17 protein-coding genes are annotated in these 18,058 nt (G+C 68.1%); 11 read left to right on the forward strand and 6 right to left on the reverse strand.

Annotation, left to right across the window (positions count from 1 at the left end; genetic code table 11):
• Positions 1 to 7: 7 nt before the first annotated feature.
• From livH to F1599_RS24570, 3 genes are all read right to left on the reverse strand, one after another.
• The gene (livH, locus tag F1599_RS24560; RefSeq protein ID WP_006576581.1) at positions 8 to 934 is read right to left on the reverse strand and encodes a high-affinity branched-chain amino acid ABC transporter permease LivH; all 927 of its coding nucleotides are present in this window, start codon (positions 932 to 934) and stop codon (positions 8 to 10) included.
• A 184-nt stretch (positions 935 to 1,118) separates the two neighbouring features.
• Entirely contained in the window at positions 1,119 to 2,234 is a 1,116-nt protein-coding gene (locus tag F1599_RS24565; RefSeq protein WP_149318498.1) for a branched-chain amino acid ABC transporter substrate-binding protein, read from the reverse strand.
• A 364-nt stretch (positions 2,235 to 2,598) separates the two neighbouring features.
• The gene (locus F1599_RS24570) at positions 2,599 to 3,396 is read right to left on the reverse strand and encodes an IclR family transcriptional regulator (RefSeq protein WP_149318497.1); all 798 of its coding nucleotides are present in this window, start codon (positions 3,394 to 3,396) and stop codon (positions 2,599 to 2,601) included.
• Positions 3,397 to 3,559: 163 nt separating this feature from the next.
• Between F1599_RS24570 and F1599_RS24575 the strand changes: the two genes are divergently transcribed.
• The 3 genes from F1599_RS24575 to F1599_RS24585 are packed head-to-tail and all read left to right on the forward strand — an operon-like array spanning position 3,560 to position 6,157.
• Positions 3,560 to 4,798, forward strand: a complete 1,239-nt coding sequence (locus tag F1599_RS24575) for a CaiB/BaiF CoA transferase family protein (protein ID WP_149318496.1) — start codon at positions 3,560 to 3,562, stop codon at positions 4,796 to 4,798.
• Positions 4,795 to 5,388, forward strand: coding sequence for a cysteine dioxygenase family protein (locus tag F1599_RS24580; protein WP_149318495.1), 594 nt, complete (start codon positions 4,795 to 4,797; stop codon positions 5,386 to 5,388). The genes F1599_RS24575 and F1599_RS24580 overlap by 4 nt, the downstream gene beginning before the upstream one ends.
• Entirely contained in the window at positions 5,381 to 6,157 is a 777-nt protein-coding gene (locus tag F1599_RS24585; RefSeq protein WP_150084808.1) for an enoyl-CoA hydratase/isomerase family protein, read from the forward strand. Before F1599_RS24580 ends, F1599_RS24585 begins: the two co-directional genes overlap by 8 nt.
• Here F1599_RS24585 and F1599_RS24590 read toward each other — a convergent pair.
• Positions 6,154 to 7,050 (reverse strand): LysR substrate-binding domain-containing protein, encoded by an 897-nt coding sequence (locus tag F1599_RS24590; protein ID WP_149318493.1) that lies wholly within the window; start codon positions 7,048 to 7,050, stop codon positions 6,154 to 6,156. The genes F1599_RS24585 and F1599_RS24590 overlap by 4 nt on opposite strands.
• Positions 7,051 to 7,303: 253 nt before the next feature.
• On the opposite strand from F1599_RS24590, the gene F1599_RS24595 reads away from it, so the two are divergent.
• Complete coding sequence (locus F1599_RS24595; protein ID WP_190286447.1) at positions 7,304 to 8,362, forward strand: DnaJ C-terminal domain-containing protein; 1,059 nt, start codon at positions 7,304 to 7,306, stop codon at positions 8,360 to 8,362.
• Positions 8,363 to 8,388: 26 nt separating this feature from the next.
• Here the strand turns inward: F1599_RS24595 and F1599_RS24600 are convergent, their stop codons facing one another.
• The gene (locus tag F1599_RS24600; protein ID WP_150084810.1) at positions 8,389 to 9,369 is read right to left on the reverse strand and encodes a tripartite tricarboxylate transporter substrate binding protein; all 981 of its coding nucleotides are present in this window, start codon (positions 9,367 to 9,369) and stop codon (positions 8,389 to 8,391) included.
• Positions 9,370 to 9,690: 321 nt separating this feature from the next.
• Here F1599_RS24600 and F1599_RS24605 point away from each other — a divergent pair, with 321 nt between their 5' ends.
• From F1599_RS24605 to F1599_RS24635, 7 genes are all read left to right on the forward strand, one after another.
• Positions 9,691 to 11,481 carry an acyl-CoA dehydrogenase family protein gene (locus tag F1599_RS24605; RefSeq protein ID WP_150084811.1) on the forward strand — a complete coding sequence of 597 codons (1,791 nt, stop codon included), beginning with the start codon at positions 9,691 to 9,693 and terminating at the stop codon, positions 11,479 to 11,481.
• A 244-nt stretch (positions 11,482 to 11,725) separates the two neighbouring features.
• Positions 11,726 to 12,715, forward strand: a complete 990-nt coding sequence (locus tag F1599_RS24610; protein WP_150084812.1) for a Bug family tripartite tricarboxylate transporter substrate binding protein — start codon at positions 11,726 to 11,728, stop codon at positions 12,713 to 12,715.
• Positions 12,716 to 12,784: 69 nt separating this feature from the next.
• Complete coding sequence (locus tag F1599_RS24615) at positions 12,785 to 13,921, forward strand: CaiB/BaiF CoA transferase family protein (RefSeq protein ID WP_149318488.1); 1,137 nt, start codon at positions 12,785 to 12,787, stop codon at positions 13,919 to 13,921.
• Positions 13,922 to 14,110: 189 nt separating this feature from the next.
• Positions 14,111 to 14,464 (forward strand): DUF1428 domain-containing protein, encoded by a 354-nt coding sequence (locus F1599_RS24620; RefSeq protein WP_149318487.1) that lies wholly within the window; start codon positions 14,111 to 14,113, stop codon positions 14,462 to 14,464.
• Positions 14,465 to 14,585: 121 nt separating this feature from the next.
• Positions 14,586 to 15,185: a TetR/AcrR family transcriptional regulator gene (locus tag F1599_RS24625; protein ID WP_149318486.1), complete on the forward strand. Its 600-nt coding sequence runs from the start codon at positions 14,586 to 14,588 to the stop codon at positions 15,183 to 15,185.
• 197 nt (positions 15,186 to 15,382) lie between these two features.
• Positions 15,383 to 16,351 (forward strand): Bug family tripartite tricarboxylate transporter substrate binding protein, encoded by a 969-nt coding sequence (locus F1599_RS24630; RefSeq protein ID WP_149318485.1) that lies wholly within the window; start codon positions 15,383 to 15,385, stop codon positions 16,349 to 16,351.
• Between the two features lie 7 nt (positions 16,352 to 16,358).
• The gene (locus tag F1599_RS24635; RefSeq protein WP_150084813.1) at positions 16,359 to 17,549 is read left to right on the forward strand and encodes a M24 family metallopeptidase; all 1,191 of its coding nucleotides are present in this window, start codon (positions 16,359 to 16,361) and stop codon (positions 17,547 to 17,549) included.
• A 56-nt stretch (positions 17,550 to 17,605) separates the two neighbouring features.
• On the opposite strand, the gene F1599_RS24640 is transcribed toward F1599_RS24635, so the two are convergent.
• Positions 17,606 to 18,037, reverse strand: coding sequence for a hypothetical protein (locus F1599_RS24640; RefSeq protein ID WP_149318483.1), 432 nt, complete (start codon positions 18,035 to 18,037; stop codon positions 17,606 to 17,608).
• Positions 18,038 to 18,058: the final 21 nt, after the last annotated feature.

Raw genomic sequence — 18,058 nt, forward strand, 5'->3', positions numbered from 1 at the left:
GCGGTCCTCAGACTTTTTCCACGTCCGGCTTGCCCAGCAGGCCGGTGGGACGGAACAGCAGGATCAGCACCAGCAGGCCGAACGCGACCACGTCCTTGTATTCGGCCGGCATGTAGCCCGAGGCGAAGGTCTCGGCCAGGCCCAGCAGCACGCCGCCGAGCATCGCGCCCGGAATGCTGCCGATGCCGCCGAGTACCGCGGCGGTGAAGGCCTTGATGCCGGCGACGAAGCCGATGAAGGGGTTCAGCTTGCCGATCGTCAGCCCGATCAGCACGCCGCCCGCGGCGGCCAGCATCGCGCCCAGCACGAAGGTGAACGAGATCACGCGGTTGGTGTCGATGCCCAGCAGATTGGCCATGCGCATGTCCTCGGCGCAGGCGCGGCAGGCGCGGCCCATGCGCGAGTGGCCGATGAACAGCGTCAGCGCGATCATCAGCACCAGCGTCACGCCGACGATCAGCAGGCGCGAATACGGCACGGTCACCGTGAAATCGCCGCCCATCTCGAGCTCGAGCGCGCCGCTGATCAGCACCGGCACCGACACGTCGCGCGCGCCCTGGCCGATTTGCACGTAGTTCTGCAGGAAGATCGACATGCCGATCGCGGAGATCAGGGGCACCAGCCGCGGTCCGCCGCGCAGCGGCCGGTAGGCGACCCGCTCGACCGCGAAGCCGTACAGGCCGGTGACGATCACCGACACCAGCAGCGCGGCGCCCAGCACCAGCGGCAGCGGATAACCGGCGGCCACGCCGATCGCGGTCAGCGTCACCAGGCCCACATAGGCGCCGATCATGTAGATCTCGCCGTGGGCGAAATTGATCATGCCGATGATGCCATAGACCATCGTGTAGCCGATGGCGATCAGCGCATAGATCGCACCCAGCGTCAGGCCGTTGACCAGCTGCTGGGTGAATTGGGGTAGGAATTCGTTCATGGGGTACGTCCCGTCTGTACAGCACGTCGGCCGGGTTCAGCCCGTTCGGGCCGCTTCGGTGAGGCCGGCGTGCCTGTCGCGGCGGGCCCTTCCCGCGCGGGGAAGGGCGCGATCGAAGCGGCCCGGCATATCAAAACGCCCCGTTCGGTGACGAACGGGGCGTTGGCACGGACCGCGCCGGCGATCAGTTGGCGGCCGTCTTGGTGGCGTCCTTGTGCCAGGTGAACACGACGAACTTGAACGACTTGAGGTCGCCCTGCGCGTCGTATTCGACCTTGCCGATCGGGGTCTGGAAGGCGTTCTTGTGCATGTACGCCGCGACCTTGACCGGATCGGTGCTCTTGGCGCCCGCGATCGCGTCGGCGATGATCTTGACGCCCGCGTAGGCCGGCATCTGGAACGGACCGTTCGGATCGCGCTTCTTGTCGGCGAAGGCCTTGACCAGCGCCGCGTTGGCAGGGTCGGCCGAGAAGTCGGCCGGCAGCGTGACCAGCATGCCTTCCGAAGCCGGGCCGGCGATCGCGGTGACGTCCTTGTTGCCGACGCCTTCCGGTCCCATGAACGTCGCCTTGACGCCCTGCTCGCGCGCCTGGCGCAGCAGCAGGCCCATCTCGGGGTGATAGCCGCCGAAGTAGACGAAGTCCACGCCCTGCGACTTCAGCTTGGTGATCACGGCCGAGTAGTCCGAATCGCCGGCGTTGATGCCTTCGAACAGCACCACGGGGATCTTGGCCGCTTCCAGGTCCTTGCGCACCGAGGCGGCGATGCCCTGGCCGTACGACTGCTTGTCGTGCAGCACGGCGACCTTCTTGGGCTTGACCTTGCCGATGATGTACTGCGCGGCGGCCGGGCCCTGCTGGTCGTCGCGGCCGATCGTGCGGAAGATCATCTTGCGCTTCTTGCCTTCGGTCAGCTGCGGCGCCGTGGCCGACGGCGTCACCATCACGACGCCTTCGTTCTCGTAGATGTCCGCGGCCGGAATGGTCGAGCCCGAGCAGACGTGGCCGATCACATAGCGGATGTTCTGGCTGACGATCTTGTTGGCGACGGCCACGGCCTGCTTCGGTTCGCAGGCGTCGTCCATCAGCACGACTTCGAGCTTGTTGCCGCCGGCGCCGCCGGCAGCGTTGATCTGCTCGATGGCGGTCAGCGCGCCCGCCTTGACCATGTCGCCGTACTGCGCGACCGAGCCGCTCATCGGGCCGGCGATGGCGATCTTGACGGTTTCCGCATGCGCGGCGGCACCCAGGGTGAGCAGCGCGGCGGCCAGAGAAAGGGAGGTAAGACGGGAATGCTTCATTGGGAGCTCCTCGATCGTGTTTGTTCGAATCATCCAGGCGCGGGCCTCGGACGTGCGCAAAATCGAAGAACTCCCCGGCGACTTGACAGGCTGGTCGGGGGCGCGCATGCACGACCGCGGCTCAGGCCTGAAAGGGCACTACTTGACCACGTTCTTGTTATTGCGCAGGCCAATCGCCCGCCTGCCCACCGCACCGATGAGGACCGGGTAAGTCCGTTCGGTGTCGGCCAGGTGGCGGCATTATAAGGTGAATCTTGGAGCGGCCTATGCGCGCTGCACCAATCCGAGGCTGTTGTGGCTTTCGCGGAACACTCGAACGCGCCGAGGCCCTTCCGATGGGGGGTAATGCGGTTTGGCGCGGGGTTCAGCGGCCGGTGGTCACCATGCCGCGCGTGGCCAGCGCGAGCGCGCCGTGCCGGGTGCCGCCACGCAGGCTCGACGAAATCTCGGCCGCGGCGTGCTGGACCATTTCCGCGAACGTGCGCAGCTTCTGCGGCTTGAAGCGCTCCGCCGGCCCGGACAGGCCGACCGCGGCGAAGACCTGGCCATGCCCGTCGACGATCGGCGCGGCCACGCCATGGACCGACTCCCGCCATTCGCCGCGATTGACCGCATAGCCCTGCCGCCGCACCTTGTCCATCTCCTGCAGGAAGCGCGCCGGTTCGACGATCGAATTGGCGGTGGCGCTCTCTAGCGCGGTCGACATCCGCTGCAGCACGGTGGGCGGCTGGAAAGCCAGCATGGCCTTGCCTGTCGCCACGCAGTGCGCCAGCGCGCGGCCGCCGATCTGGGTGTAGGCGCGGACCGGATTGGGGCTGTCGATCTTGTGCACGTAGACGACCTCGCCGCGATCGAGCACCGACAGGTGGACGCTTTCGCCGCTGTCGTGCATCAGCCTTTCCATCCAGCCCTCGGCGTGGCGGCGCAGATCCAGCCGGCCCAGCACGGCCGAGCCCAGCTCCCACAGCTTGATCGACGCGCTGTAGGCCGCGGTGTCCTCGTCGCGGATCACATAGCGCAGCTCGGTCAGCGCCTGCAGCAACCGATGGACATTGCTCTTGGCCATGCCGAGCCGGTTGGCAATCTCGGTCAGTCCCAGCGGCCGGTCGCTGTGCGCCAGCAGTTCGACGATGCCGAGGCCTTTGATCAGGGTGTTGTTCATGGTTTGGCGGCTTGCGTGCCCAGCCTGGGCGTTCTCATATACGGAACCGTTGTCCCGTATTCCGGCACGTCCATATAATGCCTCGCATGCCCGGGCGCCGGCAACCCGGCCCCCGGGCGTGCCTCCCCGCCCAACCGGCGCCATTCCCATCGCTGCCCCTGTCATGTCCGATCTGAACGAGAAGGATCTGCCGCTCGCCGGCGTCAAGGTATTGGAGTTCTGCACGGTCGCCGCCGGGCCGTTCTGCGGCATGCTGCTGGCCGACATGGGCGCCGACGTCGTCAAGATCGAGCCGCCCGACGGCGATACGCTGCGGCAATGGCCCCCGATTTCGGCCGGCTTCTCGGAGAACTTCGCCTCGCTGAATCGCAACAAGCGCTCGGTGGTGCTGAACCTGAAGCAGCCGGAAGACGTCGCGCTGGCGCGCCAACTGATGCTCGAGGCCGACGTGGTGGTCGAGAACAACAGGCCTGGCGTGATGGACCGCCTGGGGCTGGGCTATGCGAGCCTGCGCGAGGACCACCCGGGGCTCGTCTACTGCTCGGTGTCGGCCTATGGCCAGAGCGGGCCGCGCGCCACCGAAGGCGGCTTCGACCTGACCATCCAGGCCGCCGCCGGCGTGATGAGCGTGACCGGCGAGCCGGACGGCGCCCCGGTCAAGTGTGGCGTGCCACTGGCGGACTTCGCGTCCGGCCTGTACGGGGCCTTCGCCATTGCCAGCGCGCTGGCCCGCGTGCGCGCCGGCGGCGCCGGCATGCATATCGATGTGCCGATGTATGGCTGCACGCTGGGCATCGCCGCGCTGCAGACCAGCGAGTACTTCGGCACCGGCCGCAGCCCGGCCAAGCTCGGCTCGGCGCATCCACGCAACGCGCCGTACCAGGCGTTCCAGGCGGCCGACGGCTACTTCGCGATCGCGGCCGGCAACCAGAAGCTGTGGCTCGAGGTCGTGCGCGTGGTCGAGATGCCCGAACTGTCCGAGGACCCCCGCTTTGCCACCACCCGTGATCGCGCGGCCAACCAGGTCGCGTTGAAGGACCTGCTGGAGCAGCGCTTTGCCCGCGCCGGCGTCGATCACTGGATCGCGGCCTTCCAGGCCGCCGGCGTGCCGCACGCGCGCATCAACGACTACGCCGCCGCGCTGCAGGATCCGCAGGTCGAACATATGGAGTGGGTGCGCCCGCTGACGCTGCCGAGCGGCGTGGCGACGCGGACCTTCGTCTCGCCGTTGCGGCTGGACGGCATGGGTCTGCCGGTGCGCCGGCCGCCGCCCGCGCTCGGCGAGCATACCGAGGCGGTTCGCGCCGCCCATGCCGGCGGCGCCGGGCAGGAGCAGCAGGGGCAAACGCAGAAGCAATCGCAGGAACGAACGCAGAAGCAAACGCAGGAGAAAACGCCATGAGTCGCACCATCGAACCGCTGCGGACCTTCGTTGCCGGCGTCACGTCGCTGATGGAAGGACCCGACCGCGACGAGGCGGCCTTGCTCGAAGGCACGCGGCCCCTGCTGCAGGCGCTGGTCGCCCGCGACGACTGGCTGCCCGACGAACTGGCGCAGCCGCATCCGACCTACTACCAGCAATACCTGCTGTACGGCGATCCGCTCGATCGCTTCTCGGTCGTCAGCTTCGTCTGGGGGCCGGGCCAGCAGACCCCGGTGCACGACCACACGGTGTGGGGCTGGATCGGCGTGCTGCGCGGGGCCGAGATCGACATCCGCTATCGCCTCGACGATCGAGGCATCCATCAGGACGGCGAGGAAACCCGGCTCGAGGCCGGGCAGGTGGCGGCGGTTTCGCCGTCGCTCGGCGACATCCACCGCGTGCGCAATGCCTTCGACGACCGCGTCTCGGTCAGCGTCCACCTGTACGGCGGCAATATCGGCCGCATTCGCCGCCATGTCTTCGATCCCGCGACCGGCGCGCCGAAGGAGTTCGTCTCCGGCTATGCCAACCGCTTCGCGCCGAATCTGTGGGCCGCTGCCGATGTCTGACGACGCATCGACCGTCGCCGCCACCGCGCAGCCGGCGCTGCTGGTCGACCGGCAAGGCGATATCACGCGACTGACGCTGAATCGTCCGCAACGGGGCAATGCCTTGTCGGCCGAACTGGTGCAGGCGATGCACGACGCGGTCCTCGCCTGCCAGCGCGACGGCACGCGGCTGCTGCTGATCGAAGGCGCGGGCAAACACTTCTGCACCGGCTTCGACCTCGCCGACCTCGACGGCGAAACGGATGACACGCTGCTGGCCCGCTTCGTCCGCGTCGAACTGATGCTGCAGGCCGTCTATACGGCGCCATTCACCACCGTCGCGCGGGTCCACGGCCGGGCCATGGGCGCCGGCGCCGATCTGGCGGCGGCCTGCGAACAATGCTGGGTGGCGGCCGACAGCCGCTTCGCCTTCCCCGGCGCGGCCTTCGGGCTGGTGCTGGGGACCGCGCGGCTTGCCGCCCGCGTCGGGCCGACACTGGCGCGCCAATGGATCGGCGCCGGCGCCACCATCGATGCCGACACGGCCCTCGCCACGGGCCTGGCCTCGCGGGACTTCGAGGCCGACGAACACGGCAAGCCCGACACCGCGCTGGAGGCGCTGGCGCGTCAGGCGCGCCGGCTCGACACCGACACGCAGGCGGCGATCCATGCCGCCTCCCGCGCAGACGGCGACGAACTCGCCAGGCAGCTCGCCGCGCTGGTCCATTCGGCCGCGCGGCCCGGTTTGCGCGAGCGCATCCGCGCGTATCGCGCGGCGTCGGCCCGCTAGGCGGTCCGTTGCCGCGCGGCCGGCGTGGGGAAGATGCCGACGAAGCGATCGCGCGCCGGATGATCGGGCGCCGCCTTCCAGACGCAATAGACCTCCGACGGCACGGTGCTGTGCTTCAGCGGCCGAAATGCCGCGCCGGCCAGCGCCGAATGCCGCAGGGCCGCCGGCACCACCGCCACGCCCATTCCCTGCGAGACCAGCGACACCACCGACAGCCAGTGCCGGACCTCGTGGCGGATCTGCGGGTAGAAGCCCTCGGCCGCGCACATGTCGACGATGCGCGCGTAGTAGTCGGGCGACGCATTGCGGGAGAACAGCACGAACGGCTCGCCGCGCAGCTCGGTCAGCGCGATGGTCCGCCGGGTTGCCAGCCGATGGGCGGCCGGCATGCAGCAGACGAAGGGCTCGCTGTGGATCAGCCGCGCCGCCAGCTCGTCCGGCACCCGGCTGGTGTGGATGAAGCCGACGTCGAGCTGCCCGTGCAGCAGCGCCTCGATCTGTTCCTGCGAATTGAGTTCGGTCAGCGCGATCTGGATGCCGGGCTGGTCGGCCTCGAACTGCTGCAGCTTCTGGGGCAGGCCTCGATACAGCATCGACCCGACGAAGCCCACGCGCAGCCGGCCCACGGCGCCGGCTTCGATCTGCCGGGCCAGCAGCCGCGCCTCCTCGGCCTGCGCCAGCAGCGCGGTGGCGGATTCGCGGAAGGCCCGGCCCGCCGCGGTCAGCCTCACGCCCTTGCTGTCGCGCTCGAACAGCCGGGCGCCGACCGACGCCTCCAGCTGCTGGATGTTCAGCGACAGCGGCGGCTGGGAGATCGACAGCCGGCGCGCGGCGCGGCCGAAGTGCAGCTCGTCGGCCAGCACGAGGAAATAGCGCAGATGGCGGAACTCCATGGCAGGGCGGCGTTCGATGACGCTTCGATGAAGGTTCGTTGAAGAGGGCGGCAACCGGCGCGGCAACCGGCGCGGCAACCGGCGCGATAACGGGCCGGTAACGGGCCGGTAACGAGCGCCGGTAACGGAGAAGCGGGCCTCATTCTATGCCTACAGTTTGCGCGCGGCATGCCGTTATCCCTTCGATGTGCCGGCTGAACAGGTAGCGCGCAGCAGCAGTGCGGGCTGCGCCAACGGCGAACACAAGGCCCCCGTGACGCACCATGACCACTACCAGACCCTAGGCGTTGCCCCGACGGCCACGGCGGACGAGATCCGGCAGGCGTACCGGCGGCTGGCCATGCGGTGGCATCCGGACCGCAATCCGGACGATCCGCAGGCCGCGGAAGAGCGGTTCAAGCGATTGCAGCATGCCTTCGCGGTGCTCAAGGATGCCGGCCGCCGGATGGCCTATGACGCCGAGCGCGCCGCGCCGCGTGGCGGTTCCAGCCACGGCGCCGGCAATGGCGCGGGCAATGGCACCGGCAACGGCCGCGGCGCCCACGGACCGCGTCCCGCCCGCGAGGCCTGGCCGCATGGCGGCCCGCGCCGCAACGCGCAGGGCAAGGCCGGCGTCGACTACCTGTGCGAGACCAGCATCGCGCTGGAAACGGCGGTGCTGGGCGGCATGGCATCGACCCGCGTCAGGATGACCGTCGATTGCCTGCACTGCGATGCACGCGGCATCCGCATGATGGCCTGCAAGCCGTGCGCCGGCACGGGCCAGGTGCGACGCGGCCTGTTCCACGCGTATGGCGCCTGCGAGCGCTGCGCGGGTCGCGGCGTCGAGCCGGCTCCCTGCGACGCCTGCGGCGGGACCGGCAAGGTCCGCGTCGACAAGGCACTGCGCGTGCAGATCAAGCCGGGCGTGATCGACGGCACCGTGCTGCGCGCCCGCGGCATGGGCGGTGCCGGCATCGACGGCGGCCCCAACGGCAATCTGATGTGCAAGGTCCGGGTGCGCAAGGACCGCGTGTTCGGCGTCGATGGGCTGGACCTGACGCGCGAACTGAAGATCGACTTCGTGCTGGCCTGCCTCGGCGGCCGCGTGCCGGTGGTGCGCTTTCGCAAGACCGTGATGGCCGAGATCCCGGCGATGACGCGCAGCGGCACCGTGATCCGCGTGCGCGGCATGGGCCTGCACGATCGCGCCAAACAAAAGACCGGCGATCTGCTGCTGACGGTGGTCATCGATCTGCCGTCGCGGCTGCGCGCGCTGACCGAGTCGCAGCAGACGCTGCTGCGCGAACTCGGCCGCGGCGCCGGCGAATGAACCCTGAATGAACCCTGAATGAATCCTTACTGGTTCTTCATGGCCTCGGCCAGCCGCCGGATGATCGCCCCCTCGCTCTTGAAGGCCTTCTGCGCATAGGCGGTGTACTGCTCCGGACCCATATAGTTGGTCGACATGCCGTACTGCTGCGTCACCGTCAGCAGCTTCTGGTCCTTCAGCGCGTTGCGGAACGCGGTGTCGAGCTTCTTGACGACCTCGGGCTTCATGCCGGCGGGGCCGACGATGCCGAACGGCGAATTGGACCAGACCGGATAGCCGATCTCCTTGAGCGTCGGCGCATCGGGGAAGTCCGGCGCGCGCTTTTCCGACAGCACCGCGAGCACGCGCAACTGGCCGTTCTTCACATAGGGCAGCAGCGTGTTGGTCAGCATCGCCACGTCGCACTGGCCGCCCAGCAGCGAGGTGATGGCCTCGGCGTCGCCCTTGTACGGGACATGCGTCCAGTTCGATTGCGTGATGCGCGCCAGTTCCGAGATCGTCAGATGCTGGCTGCCGTAGATGCCGGTGGTGCCGTAGCTGATGCCGCGGCTCGACGCCTTGGCTTCGGCCACCAGCTCCTGCATGGTCTTCCACTTGGCATCGGTGCGCACCGCGACCGCGAAGTTGTAGTCCGCGATCATCGAGATATAGGTCAGGTCCTTCAGCGGGTCGTAGCGCATCTTCTGCACGTGCGGCAAGCGGAAGATCACCACCGGCGCCATCGTCAGCGTATAGCCGTCGGGCTCGCTGGTGGCCATCTGCGTCGCGCCCAGCGTGCCGCTGACCCCGGGCTTGTTCTCGACGATGATCGATTGGCCCAGCTCGCGCCCGGCCGCATCGGCCAGCGCGCGGCCGATCTGGTCGGTGATGCCGCCGGCGCCGTAGGGCACGATCAGCTTGATGGGACGACTGGGAAAGTCCTCGGCGTGCAGGCGTCCGACCGGCATCCCGGCCACGCCCGCCGCCCATGCCGCGCCGGCCAGGCGCAGGATTTGGCGTCGTTGCATGTTGTCTCCTTTGTATGGTGTCGATGCGACGGTGTCGATACGACGGCCAGGCTGTCCCGCCCGGCTCGCACGGCTCGGCCGTGGCGGGACAGTATGCAACGCGTTGCGGTCTGGTGGTGTGACAGGGCGGGTTTGTCCCTAGCGCTGCAAGCGACGCATGAGAGCGTAGCGAGGTGAATCCCCTGTGTGGGCGCCTATACAAAAAACATATCGTCCAAGCCATTATTAGTATTGGACGCAAATCGCTGCTTCCTCGAACATTCCAGCATCCGGCGGGCTCGGTCCCGGCCGCATATCGAGAAGTGGGAAGAGGAGACAAGCATGCCGACCAGCGCCGTCCGTCAGGACGTTTCATCGCAACCCGCCGCCGCGGCGACGCCGTCCGTACATCCGGTGCCGGACCAGCATGGCGTCAATCTGTTTGCCAGCGATCCCGACCTGCGCGCGCTGCTGCCGCTGTATCTGCCGGCCGACTTGTACCAGCACCTGTTGCCGCATCTGGACCGGATGGGCGCGCTGGCGGGGGGCGTGCTGGATGCGCTGGCCAATACCGCCGATCACCATCCGCCGACGCTGACGCATCGCACGCGCACCGGCATCGATGCGCAGCGCATCGACAAGCATCCGGCCTATGTCGAGCTCGAACGCGTGGCCTTTGCCGAGTTCGGCCTGGCGGCGGTATCGCATCGCGGCGGCGTGCTGGGCTGGCCGCAGCCGATGCCGGCGGCCGCCAAGTACGCGCTGACTTATCTGTTCGTGCAGGCGGAGTTCGGCCTGTGCTGCCCGCTGTCGATGACCGATTCGCTGACGCGCACGCTGCGCAAGTTCGGCGATCCGGCGCTGGTCGAGCGCTTCCTGCCGAACCTGACCACGCAGGTGTTCGAGGACCTGTACCAGGGCGCGATGTTCATGACCGAGCAGGGCGCGGGCTCCGATGTGGCGGCCACGGCCACGCGCGCGATCCCCGATCCCGAGGCGCAGGGCGGCTGGCGCCTGACCGGCGACAAGTGGTTCTGCTCGAATCCCGACGCCGAGCTGGCGATGGTGCTGGCGCGTCCGGATGGTGCGCCCGACGGCATCAAGGGCGTGTCGCTGTTCCTGCTGCCGCGCCGGCTGGCCGATGGCAGCCCGAACCACTATCGCATCATCCGCCTGAAGGACAAGCTGGGCACGCGCTCGATGGCGAGCGGCGAGATCTGCCTCGAAGGCGCGCACGCCTGGCTGGTCGGCGAGCCGGGCCGCGGCTTCGTGCAGATGGCGGACATGATCAACAACTCGCGCCTCTCCAACGGCGTGCGCGCCGCCGGACTGATGCGGCGGGCATTGTCGGAAGGACTGTTCATCGCGCGGGAGCGCCGTGCCTTCGGCAAGCGGCTGATCGACATGCCGCTGATGCGCCGCCAGTTGCTGAAGCTGGCGCTGCCGACCGAGCAGGCCCGCACGATGGTGTTCCAGACCGCCGAGGCGCTGCGCCGGGCCGACGCCGGCGAGGCTGACGCCTATCCGCTGATGCGCATCCTGACGCCGCTGATCAAGTTCCGCGCCTGCCGCGATGCGCGCAAGGTCACCGGCGACGCCATGGAGATTCGCGGCGGCTGCGGCTACATCGAGGAATGGAGCGATCCGCGGCTGGTGCGCGACGCCCACCTCGGCTCGATCTGGGAAGGCACCAGCAATATCGTCGCGCTCGACGTACTGCGCGCGATCCGGCGCGAGGGCGCCCTGCCGGTGCTGCGGGCCCATCTGCAATCTCTGCTGGTGCAGACGCTGATGCACGCCAACGCGCGCGCGGCGTTCGACCGCGCACTGGAACGCGCCTGCACGCTGGCGGCCGACGCCGCGCAGGCCGATGCCGCCGGCGATGTGCTCGCGCGCCAGGCCGCATCCGCGCTGTACCACGTGACCAGCGCGGTAGCGATGGCGTGGGAAGCGGGCCGTATCGGCTCGGTCCGCCGCATGCGTCTGGCGCAGCTGGTGCTGATCCACCGCGTGCTGCCGCGCGATCCGCTGGCGGGCGGCGCCGAGCCGGACTGGCTGGCCGACACCGTGGCGCCGGCGGCCGAAGGCGCGGTGCAGCCGGCCGGGGCGGTCGATCAGGTCGATCTGTTCTGAAGATCTACTGGCGACCCGACCAGCCGGTCCGCCGGCCCGGGGGCCCTGCGGCCCGCAGACGCGCAGACGCGCGGACGCGCACACCGGCAGACCCGCGACCCCGCAGATCCATAGACCCACAGGCTCACAGGCTCACCCGTCGCGAGGCGCAATGCCTCGCAGCGAATCCCCAACCAACAACGATCCGAACAAGCGCCCGGGACGATGAATCCCGACGGCGCATGGCCCGACAAGGAGACATGACATGACCCCATGGCAACGCATCGCGGCGCTCGCCGCCGCTTCCACGCTGACGCTGTGCGCCGGCATCGCGCCGGCCTTCGCGCAGAAGGACTATCCGTCCAAGCCGATCATGATGGTAGTGACCTATCCGCCGGGCGGCCCGACCGACGCGATGGCGCGCACGCTCGCCGCCTCGCTGAAGAACACGCTGGGCCAGCCGGTGGTAGTCGAGAACCGCGCCGGCGCCGGTGGCAATATCGGTGCGGAGGCCGTCGCGCGCGCCGAGCCTGATGGCTACACGCTGATGTTCGGCACCTCGGCGCCGCTGGCGATCAATGTCAGCCTCTATCGCAAGATCAACTACGACCCGGTCAAGAGCTTCACGCCGGTGATCCAGATCGGCCATCTGCCCAATGTGCTGGTGGTCAATCCGTCGGTGCCGGCGAAGAACGTCACCGAGCTGATCGCCTATGCCAAGGCCAATCCCGGCAAGCTGACCTATGCCTCGTCCGGCAACGGCGCGTCGTCGCACCTGGCCGGCGTGCTGTTCAACAACCTGGCGGGCACCGACTTCCAGCACATTCCGTACAAGGGCACCGGCCCGGCGCTGAACGATCTGCTGGGCGGCCAGGTCAGCATGACCTTTACCGACGTGCTGACCGCGCTCCCCTTCATCAAGAGCGGCAAGCTGCGCGCGCTCGGCGTGACCACCCGCGAGCGCTCGCAGGCGCTGCCCGATGTGCCGACGGTCGCCGAGCAGGGCGTCGCCGGCTTCGACGTGTCGGTGTTCTTCGGCGTGGTGGCGCCGGCCGGTACGCCCAAGGAAGTCATCGGCAAGCTCAACGCGGCCTTTGCCGACGCGCTGAAGCAGCCGGAGGTCCGCAAGACGCTGCAGGGGCAAGGGCTCGAGTTCGCGCCCTCGACCAAGCCCGAGCAACTGGGCGGCTTCATCAAGGCCGAGGTCGGCAAGTGGCGCGCGGTGGTGCAGAAGTCCGGCGCGCAACTGGACTGAGCCGGATCGACCTGGATTGATGACAGCGCCCACGATGGCGCCGACGATGGCAACGAGCAAGGGAATCCGATGACGCAAGCAAGCACCGGCGCGCTCGCCGGTATCCGGGTGGTCGACCTGTCGCGCATCCTGGGCGGCCCGTACTGCGGGCAGATCCTGGGCGACCACGGCGCCGATGTGCTGAAGATCGAGCCGCCGCAGGGCGACGACACGCGGACGTGGGGGCCGCCGTTCAAGGACGGCGTGGCGTCCTACTACTTCGGCCTGAACCGGAACAAGCGCGTGATGCGGCTCGATCTGGCGGCGCCGGCCGAGCGCGAGGTATTGCTTGCGCTGCTGGCCGACGCCGACGTGCTGATCGAGAACTTCAAGACCGGCACCATGGAGAAATGGGGCCTGGGCTACGAGGCCCTGTCGCAACGCTTCCCGCGCCTGGTGCACTGCCGCGTGTCGGGCTTCGGCGCCGACGGACCGCTCGGCGGCCTGCCGGGCTACGATGCCGCGATCCAGGCGATGGCGGGCATCATGAGCATCAACGGCGAGGCGGACGGCGAGGCGCTGCGTGTCGGCCTGCCGGTGGTCGACATGGTGACCGGGCTGAACGCCGCGCTTGGCGTGCTGCTCGCCCTGCAGGAGCGCGAGCGCAGCGGCCGCGGGCAGTTCGTCGAGGCCGCGCTGTATGACTCCGGCCTGTCGCTGCTGCATCCGCACGCGGCCAACTGGTTCATGAGCGGCAAGGCGCCGCAGCGCACGGGCAACGCCCATCCGAACATCTATCCGTACGACACGGTGGCCACCGCCACCGATCCCATCTTTCTCGCGGTCGGCAACGACCGGCAGTTCCGCATCCTGTGCGAGCACCTTGGCGTGGCCGCACTGGCCGACGACGAGCGCTATGCGACGGCCGGGGCGCGCTCGGTCAATCGATCCGCGCTGAAGGCCGAACTGGAGGCGCTGCTCGGCACGCGTGACGGCAAGGCGCTGGCCGACGCGCTGGTGCAGGCCGGTGTGCCGTGCGCGCCGGTGCTGTCGGTGCCGGCTGCCCTGCAGCATCCCCATACGGCGCATCGCGAGATGGTGGTCGAGATGGAGGGCGGCTATCGCGGGCTGGGCGCGCCGGTGAAGCTGTCGCGCACGCCGGCGACCTATCGCTTCGCGCCGCTGGCCGAGGGGGACCGCTTCCTGCCTCGCGACGGGGAGAGTTAAGCGGGAGAGTAAAGCGGGAGAGTAAAGCGGGAGAGTCAAGCGGAAGAGCCAGGCGGGAGGGCTGGCCTGCTGTCCACTTTGGACATTGCGGTTCTTGCACTATGGTAACGAGACGCATTCCGAGCGTGCGGCTGCGCCACCCGGCGCGGACATGAGCGCCGGTGCCAATCGATTCCCAAGGAGACCACCATGTCCTATGTCGACGGTTTTGTCATTGCCGTGCCCACCGCCAATCGCGAGGCCTACCGCGAAATGGCGCAGAAGGCCGCGCAGGTGTTCAAGGAGTACGGCGCCCTCCGGGTGTACGAGTGCTGGGGCGACGATGTGCCCGAGGGCAAGGTCACGTCGTTCACCATGGCGGTCCAGCGCAAGGACGACGAGTCGGTGGTGTTCTCGTGGATCGAGTGGCCCTCGCGCGAGAAGCGGGACGAGGGCATGAAGGCGTCGCTGGCCGATCCGCGGCTGGCGAACGACATGCAGAACATGCCCTTCGATGGGCAGCGGATGATCTACGGCGGCTTCGAGACGATCGTCCAGGCCTGAGCGCCGGGCCGCCTCGCCCGCCAGGGCGTAGCGGCGGAATGGCTTGCGATGGGGCGGACCGCGGCTAGAATCGCGGTTCGCGACGCTGCCTGTCGTTGTCCCGCCTACCGACCGCTACCCGATGCCCACGAAGAAATCCGACACCAGCAAGCGCGCGACCAGCGAGCAAGCCCTTCAACTGCTGGATGCGGCCACCGAGCATGTGCTCAACCACGGCCTGGGCGATCTGTCGCTGCGCAGCGTCGCGGAGGCCCTGGGTACCAGCCATCGCATGCTGATCTACTACTTCGGTTCCGCGGACGGATTCTGGCAGGCGCTGCTGCATCGCATCCGGCATGCCGAACAGCAGGCGCGGCAGCAGACACTGGCCGAAGGCACGGATCCGAAGACGGCGCTTGTCTCCGCCTGGCAGCGATACTCGGCGTCGAACTACCTGCCCATCATGCAACTGGTGTTCGAAATATACGGCCGCGCCATCCGCGACCGCGAACGCTTCAGCGGCTTTCTCGAGGACGTGATCGGCAGCTGGACCGGCATGCTGGCCGAACGCTTCGAGCGCAATCTGGGGATGAGCCGCACCGAGGCCAGGCTGCTCGCCCGCGTCGAAGTCGCCACGATTCGCGGGCTGCTGCTCGATCTGGTGACCACCGGCGACCGCAAGGGCACGACCGCTGCCATCGAGTACTTCGCCGAAATGATGGCGCGCCACCGTCGGCCCTGATCCCCTCGCTGCCGCTACGCACCAGCCCCTGATTTCCCCCGGTGATTCGCGTATACCCTCGCTACACCCGGCAATGTACCACATGGTACATTGCGTCTCGATTCGACAGCCGCGGGTGGCGGTCGAAGTGATTCTCGACCGAGATGAATCGACCGGATGGATCGGCCGGGATGGATCGAAGACAAGGTGAGTGCAGCATGAAACGGCGAACATGGATGAGCTGGACTGCGGGCGCAGTGCTGGCGGCGGCGCTGCCGGGTATCGGGCAGACTGAAACCTACCCCGCCCGGCCGGTACGGCTGGTGGTGCCGCAGGCGGGCGGAACGGGCAACGACGTACTGGCGCGGGCGCTGGCCGAACGGTTGGGACACGCGTGGAAGCAGGCCGTCGTGGTCGAAAACAAGCCTGGTGCCAACGGCGCGCTGGCCATCAACTACGTGTTGTCCCAGCCGGCCGACGGCTACACGCTGTTCTTTGCCGGCGTGTCGAACCTGAGCTTCAACCCTCATCTGTATCCGAAGCTGCCCTATCGCCCGTCGAAGGATCTGGTCGGGGTCGCGATGCTGGCGAACTCGCCCTTTGTATTCGTCGCCGCACCGTCGCTGGGCGTCAAGACCTTGCAGGAGTTCGTGCAGATGGCCAGGGCGCGTCCGGGCGAGATCAGCTTCGCATCGGGCGGCGTCGGCAACTCCACCCATCTCGCGATGGAGCTGGTGGCCGAAAAGGCCGGCATCAAGCTGCAGCATGTCCCCTTCAACGGCCCGGGCGGCGCCACCAGCCTGATGAACGGACAGACCCCGGTGATGATGAACGTGGTGGCGGGCGTGCACGCCAACATCGCCGGACAGAAGCTCGTGCCGCTCGCCGTCACCGGCGACAAGCGCCTTGCGGCGCTGCCCAACGTGTCCACCTTCAAGGAACTGGGCTATGACATCGCGGTGCCGGGCTGGTATGCGATCGTCGCCAAGGCCGGAACGCCGGCCGCGCTGGTGCATGAGATCAACGCCGATATCAACCAGGCGCTGGACGACCCGCAACTGAAGGAAAAACTCGCCTTCCAGTTCCTCGAACCGATCAAGGGCCCCTCCACGGACGTGGAGCGCTACATGAAGCGCGACTCCGAAGCCTGGGGTCCGATCATCCGCAAACTCGGCATTTCTCTCTGATCAAGCCATGCCTCATCTGACAAAAGCCGTCCACGAATACCGCCTGGCGTCGATGCGCAAGCTGATGGATCGGCTGCGCGTCGATGCGCTGGTCTTCGGCACGCCCGACTTCTTCCAGTTCGCGACCAACTTCCAGCTGGACGTATGGCCATGGGAACGGCCGGTCTTCGTGGTCGTTCCGCGTAATGGCGACACCTTCGCGGTGATGAACGAACTGTCGACCAACCATATGCGCTTCGCCACCGAGAAGGGGAAGGTATGGTTGTCGGATATCACCTATTACGCCGAGCACCCACGCGTTGCCAATCGCCTGCCGCTGGTGCCGCAGCTGCCCGAGGTCGTCGCCGGGCTTCTGGCTGAGAAGGGTCTCGGCATGTCGCGCATCGCCGTCGATGTCGCACATCCGATCCTGACGGCGGCACAGCGCCATCTGCCCGAGCTGACACTGCGGCCGTCCATGGGCGACATGCGTGGCCTGCGTTGGGTCAAGCATCCCGAGGAACTGCAGGTGATGCGCGAGCTCGGGGCGCTGACCGATTGGGTACAGGATCGCTATCGCGAGAACATCCGCGCGGGCCGGCTGGTCCAGGAACTGGACCATGCCATGGCGGCCCTGATGGTCGAGGAAGCCGCTCGCCGTTTCCCCGGCGAGGACTTCGACATTCTCAAATGCTGGACGCTGTCCGGGCCCGCATCCGCTTCGCCCCACGGCGACGGCGCGGCTTGCGGCGCGCGCATCTCGGCGGGCGACACGATCGTCAACCTGGTGCTGCCGCGCCTGAATGGACTCTACGTCGAGAACGAGCGCACGTGGTTCTGCGGCAAGCCGACGGACCAGCAGGCCCGCCTGTACTCGGTGGCCGCGGAAGCTACCGACGCCGCGGTGGCAGCGGCGGTGCTGGGCAAACGCGTGTGCGACATGGATGCCGCGGCGTTGCAGGTGATCGAGCGGGCCGACTGCGCGCAGTACGTCTTCCACCGGACGGGCCATGCCGTCGGCCTGATGCTGCATGAGTATCCGGAAGACATGGCGTTCAATACGCGGCCCCTGCTGGCAGGGGAGGTGTATTCCGCCGAGCCGGGGCTGTATGTCTATGGACTCGGCGGCTTCCGGCTCGACGACACGGTAATCGTGGGCGAGCGACCCGAGGTCATCGTCAAGACGCCGAAGACGCTGGCTTACGCGACGGTGGAGTAGGCGGGGAGGCAGGGGCGGGCCATTCGCGGCGGCATGCGGATGGGCCCCGCAGCGATCTACTTGCCAAGCAGGCGGTCGAGCTTGGCGTCCATCCGCTCCAGCCGGGTCTCAACCGCCCCGACTCGAACCTCCAGCGCTCCGAGCCGGCCCTCCAGCGCTCCGAGCCGGCCCTCCAGCGCATCGAGCCGGCCGCTCAGCCGCTTGTCCAACTCGACAATCTGAACACTGAGCGGGCCGGTTCCCTTGTCCACCTTGTCCTGAGTGGTGGAGTTCATGTACCCCATTACCGAGAGGATCAGGCCTATCCCGGTGCCCACGGCGGCGAACACTCCCCACGGTGCGACGGTTGCTGCGGCTTGCTTGCGGACCAGATGGACCAGGTCTTCCCGGGACATCGACTCGTCGCGGCGTCGAAAAGGCCTCGAGCGATGAGGATCGATAGGCATTGCATCGTCGCCGGTGGCGTAAGGATCGTGGGCGGTGCTCATGGACATGTTTGGGCAGAGGTG

The sequence above is a fragment of the Cupriavidus cauae genome, assembly GCF_008632125.1.
GTDB classification, from domain to species: Bacteria; Pseudomonadota; Gammaproteobacteria; order Burkholderiales; family Burkholderiaceae; genus Cupriavidus; species Cupriavidus cauae.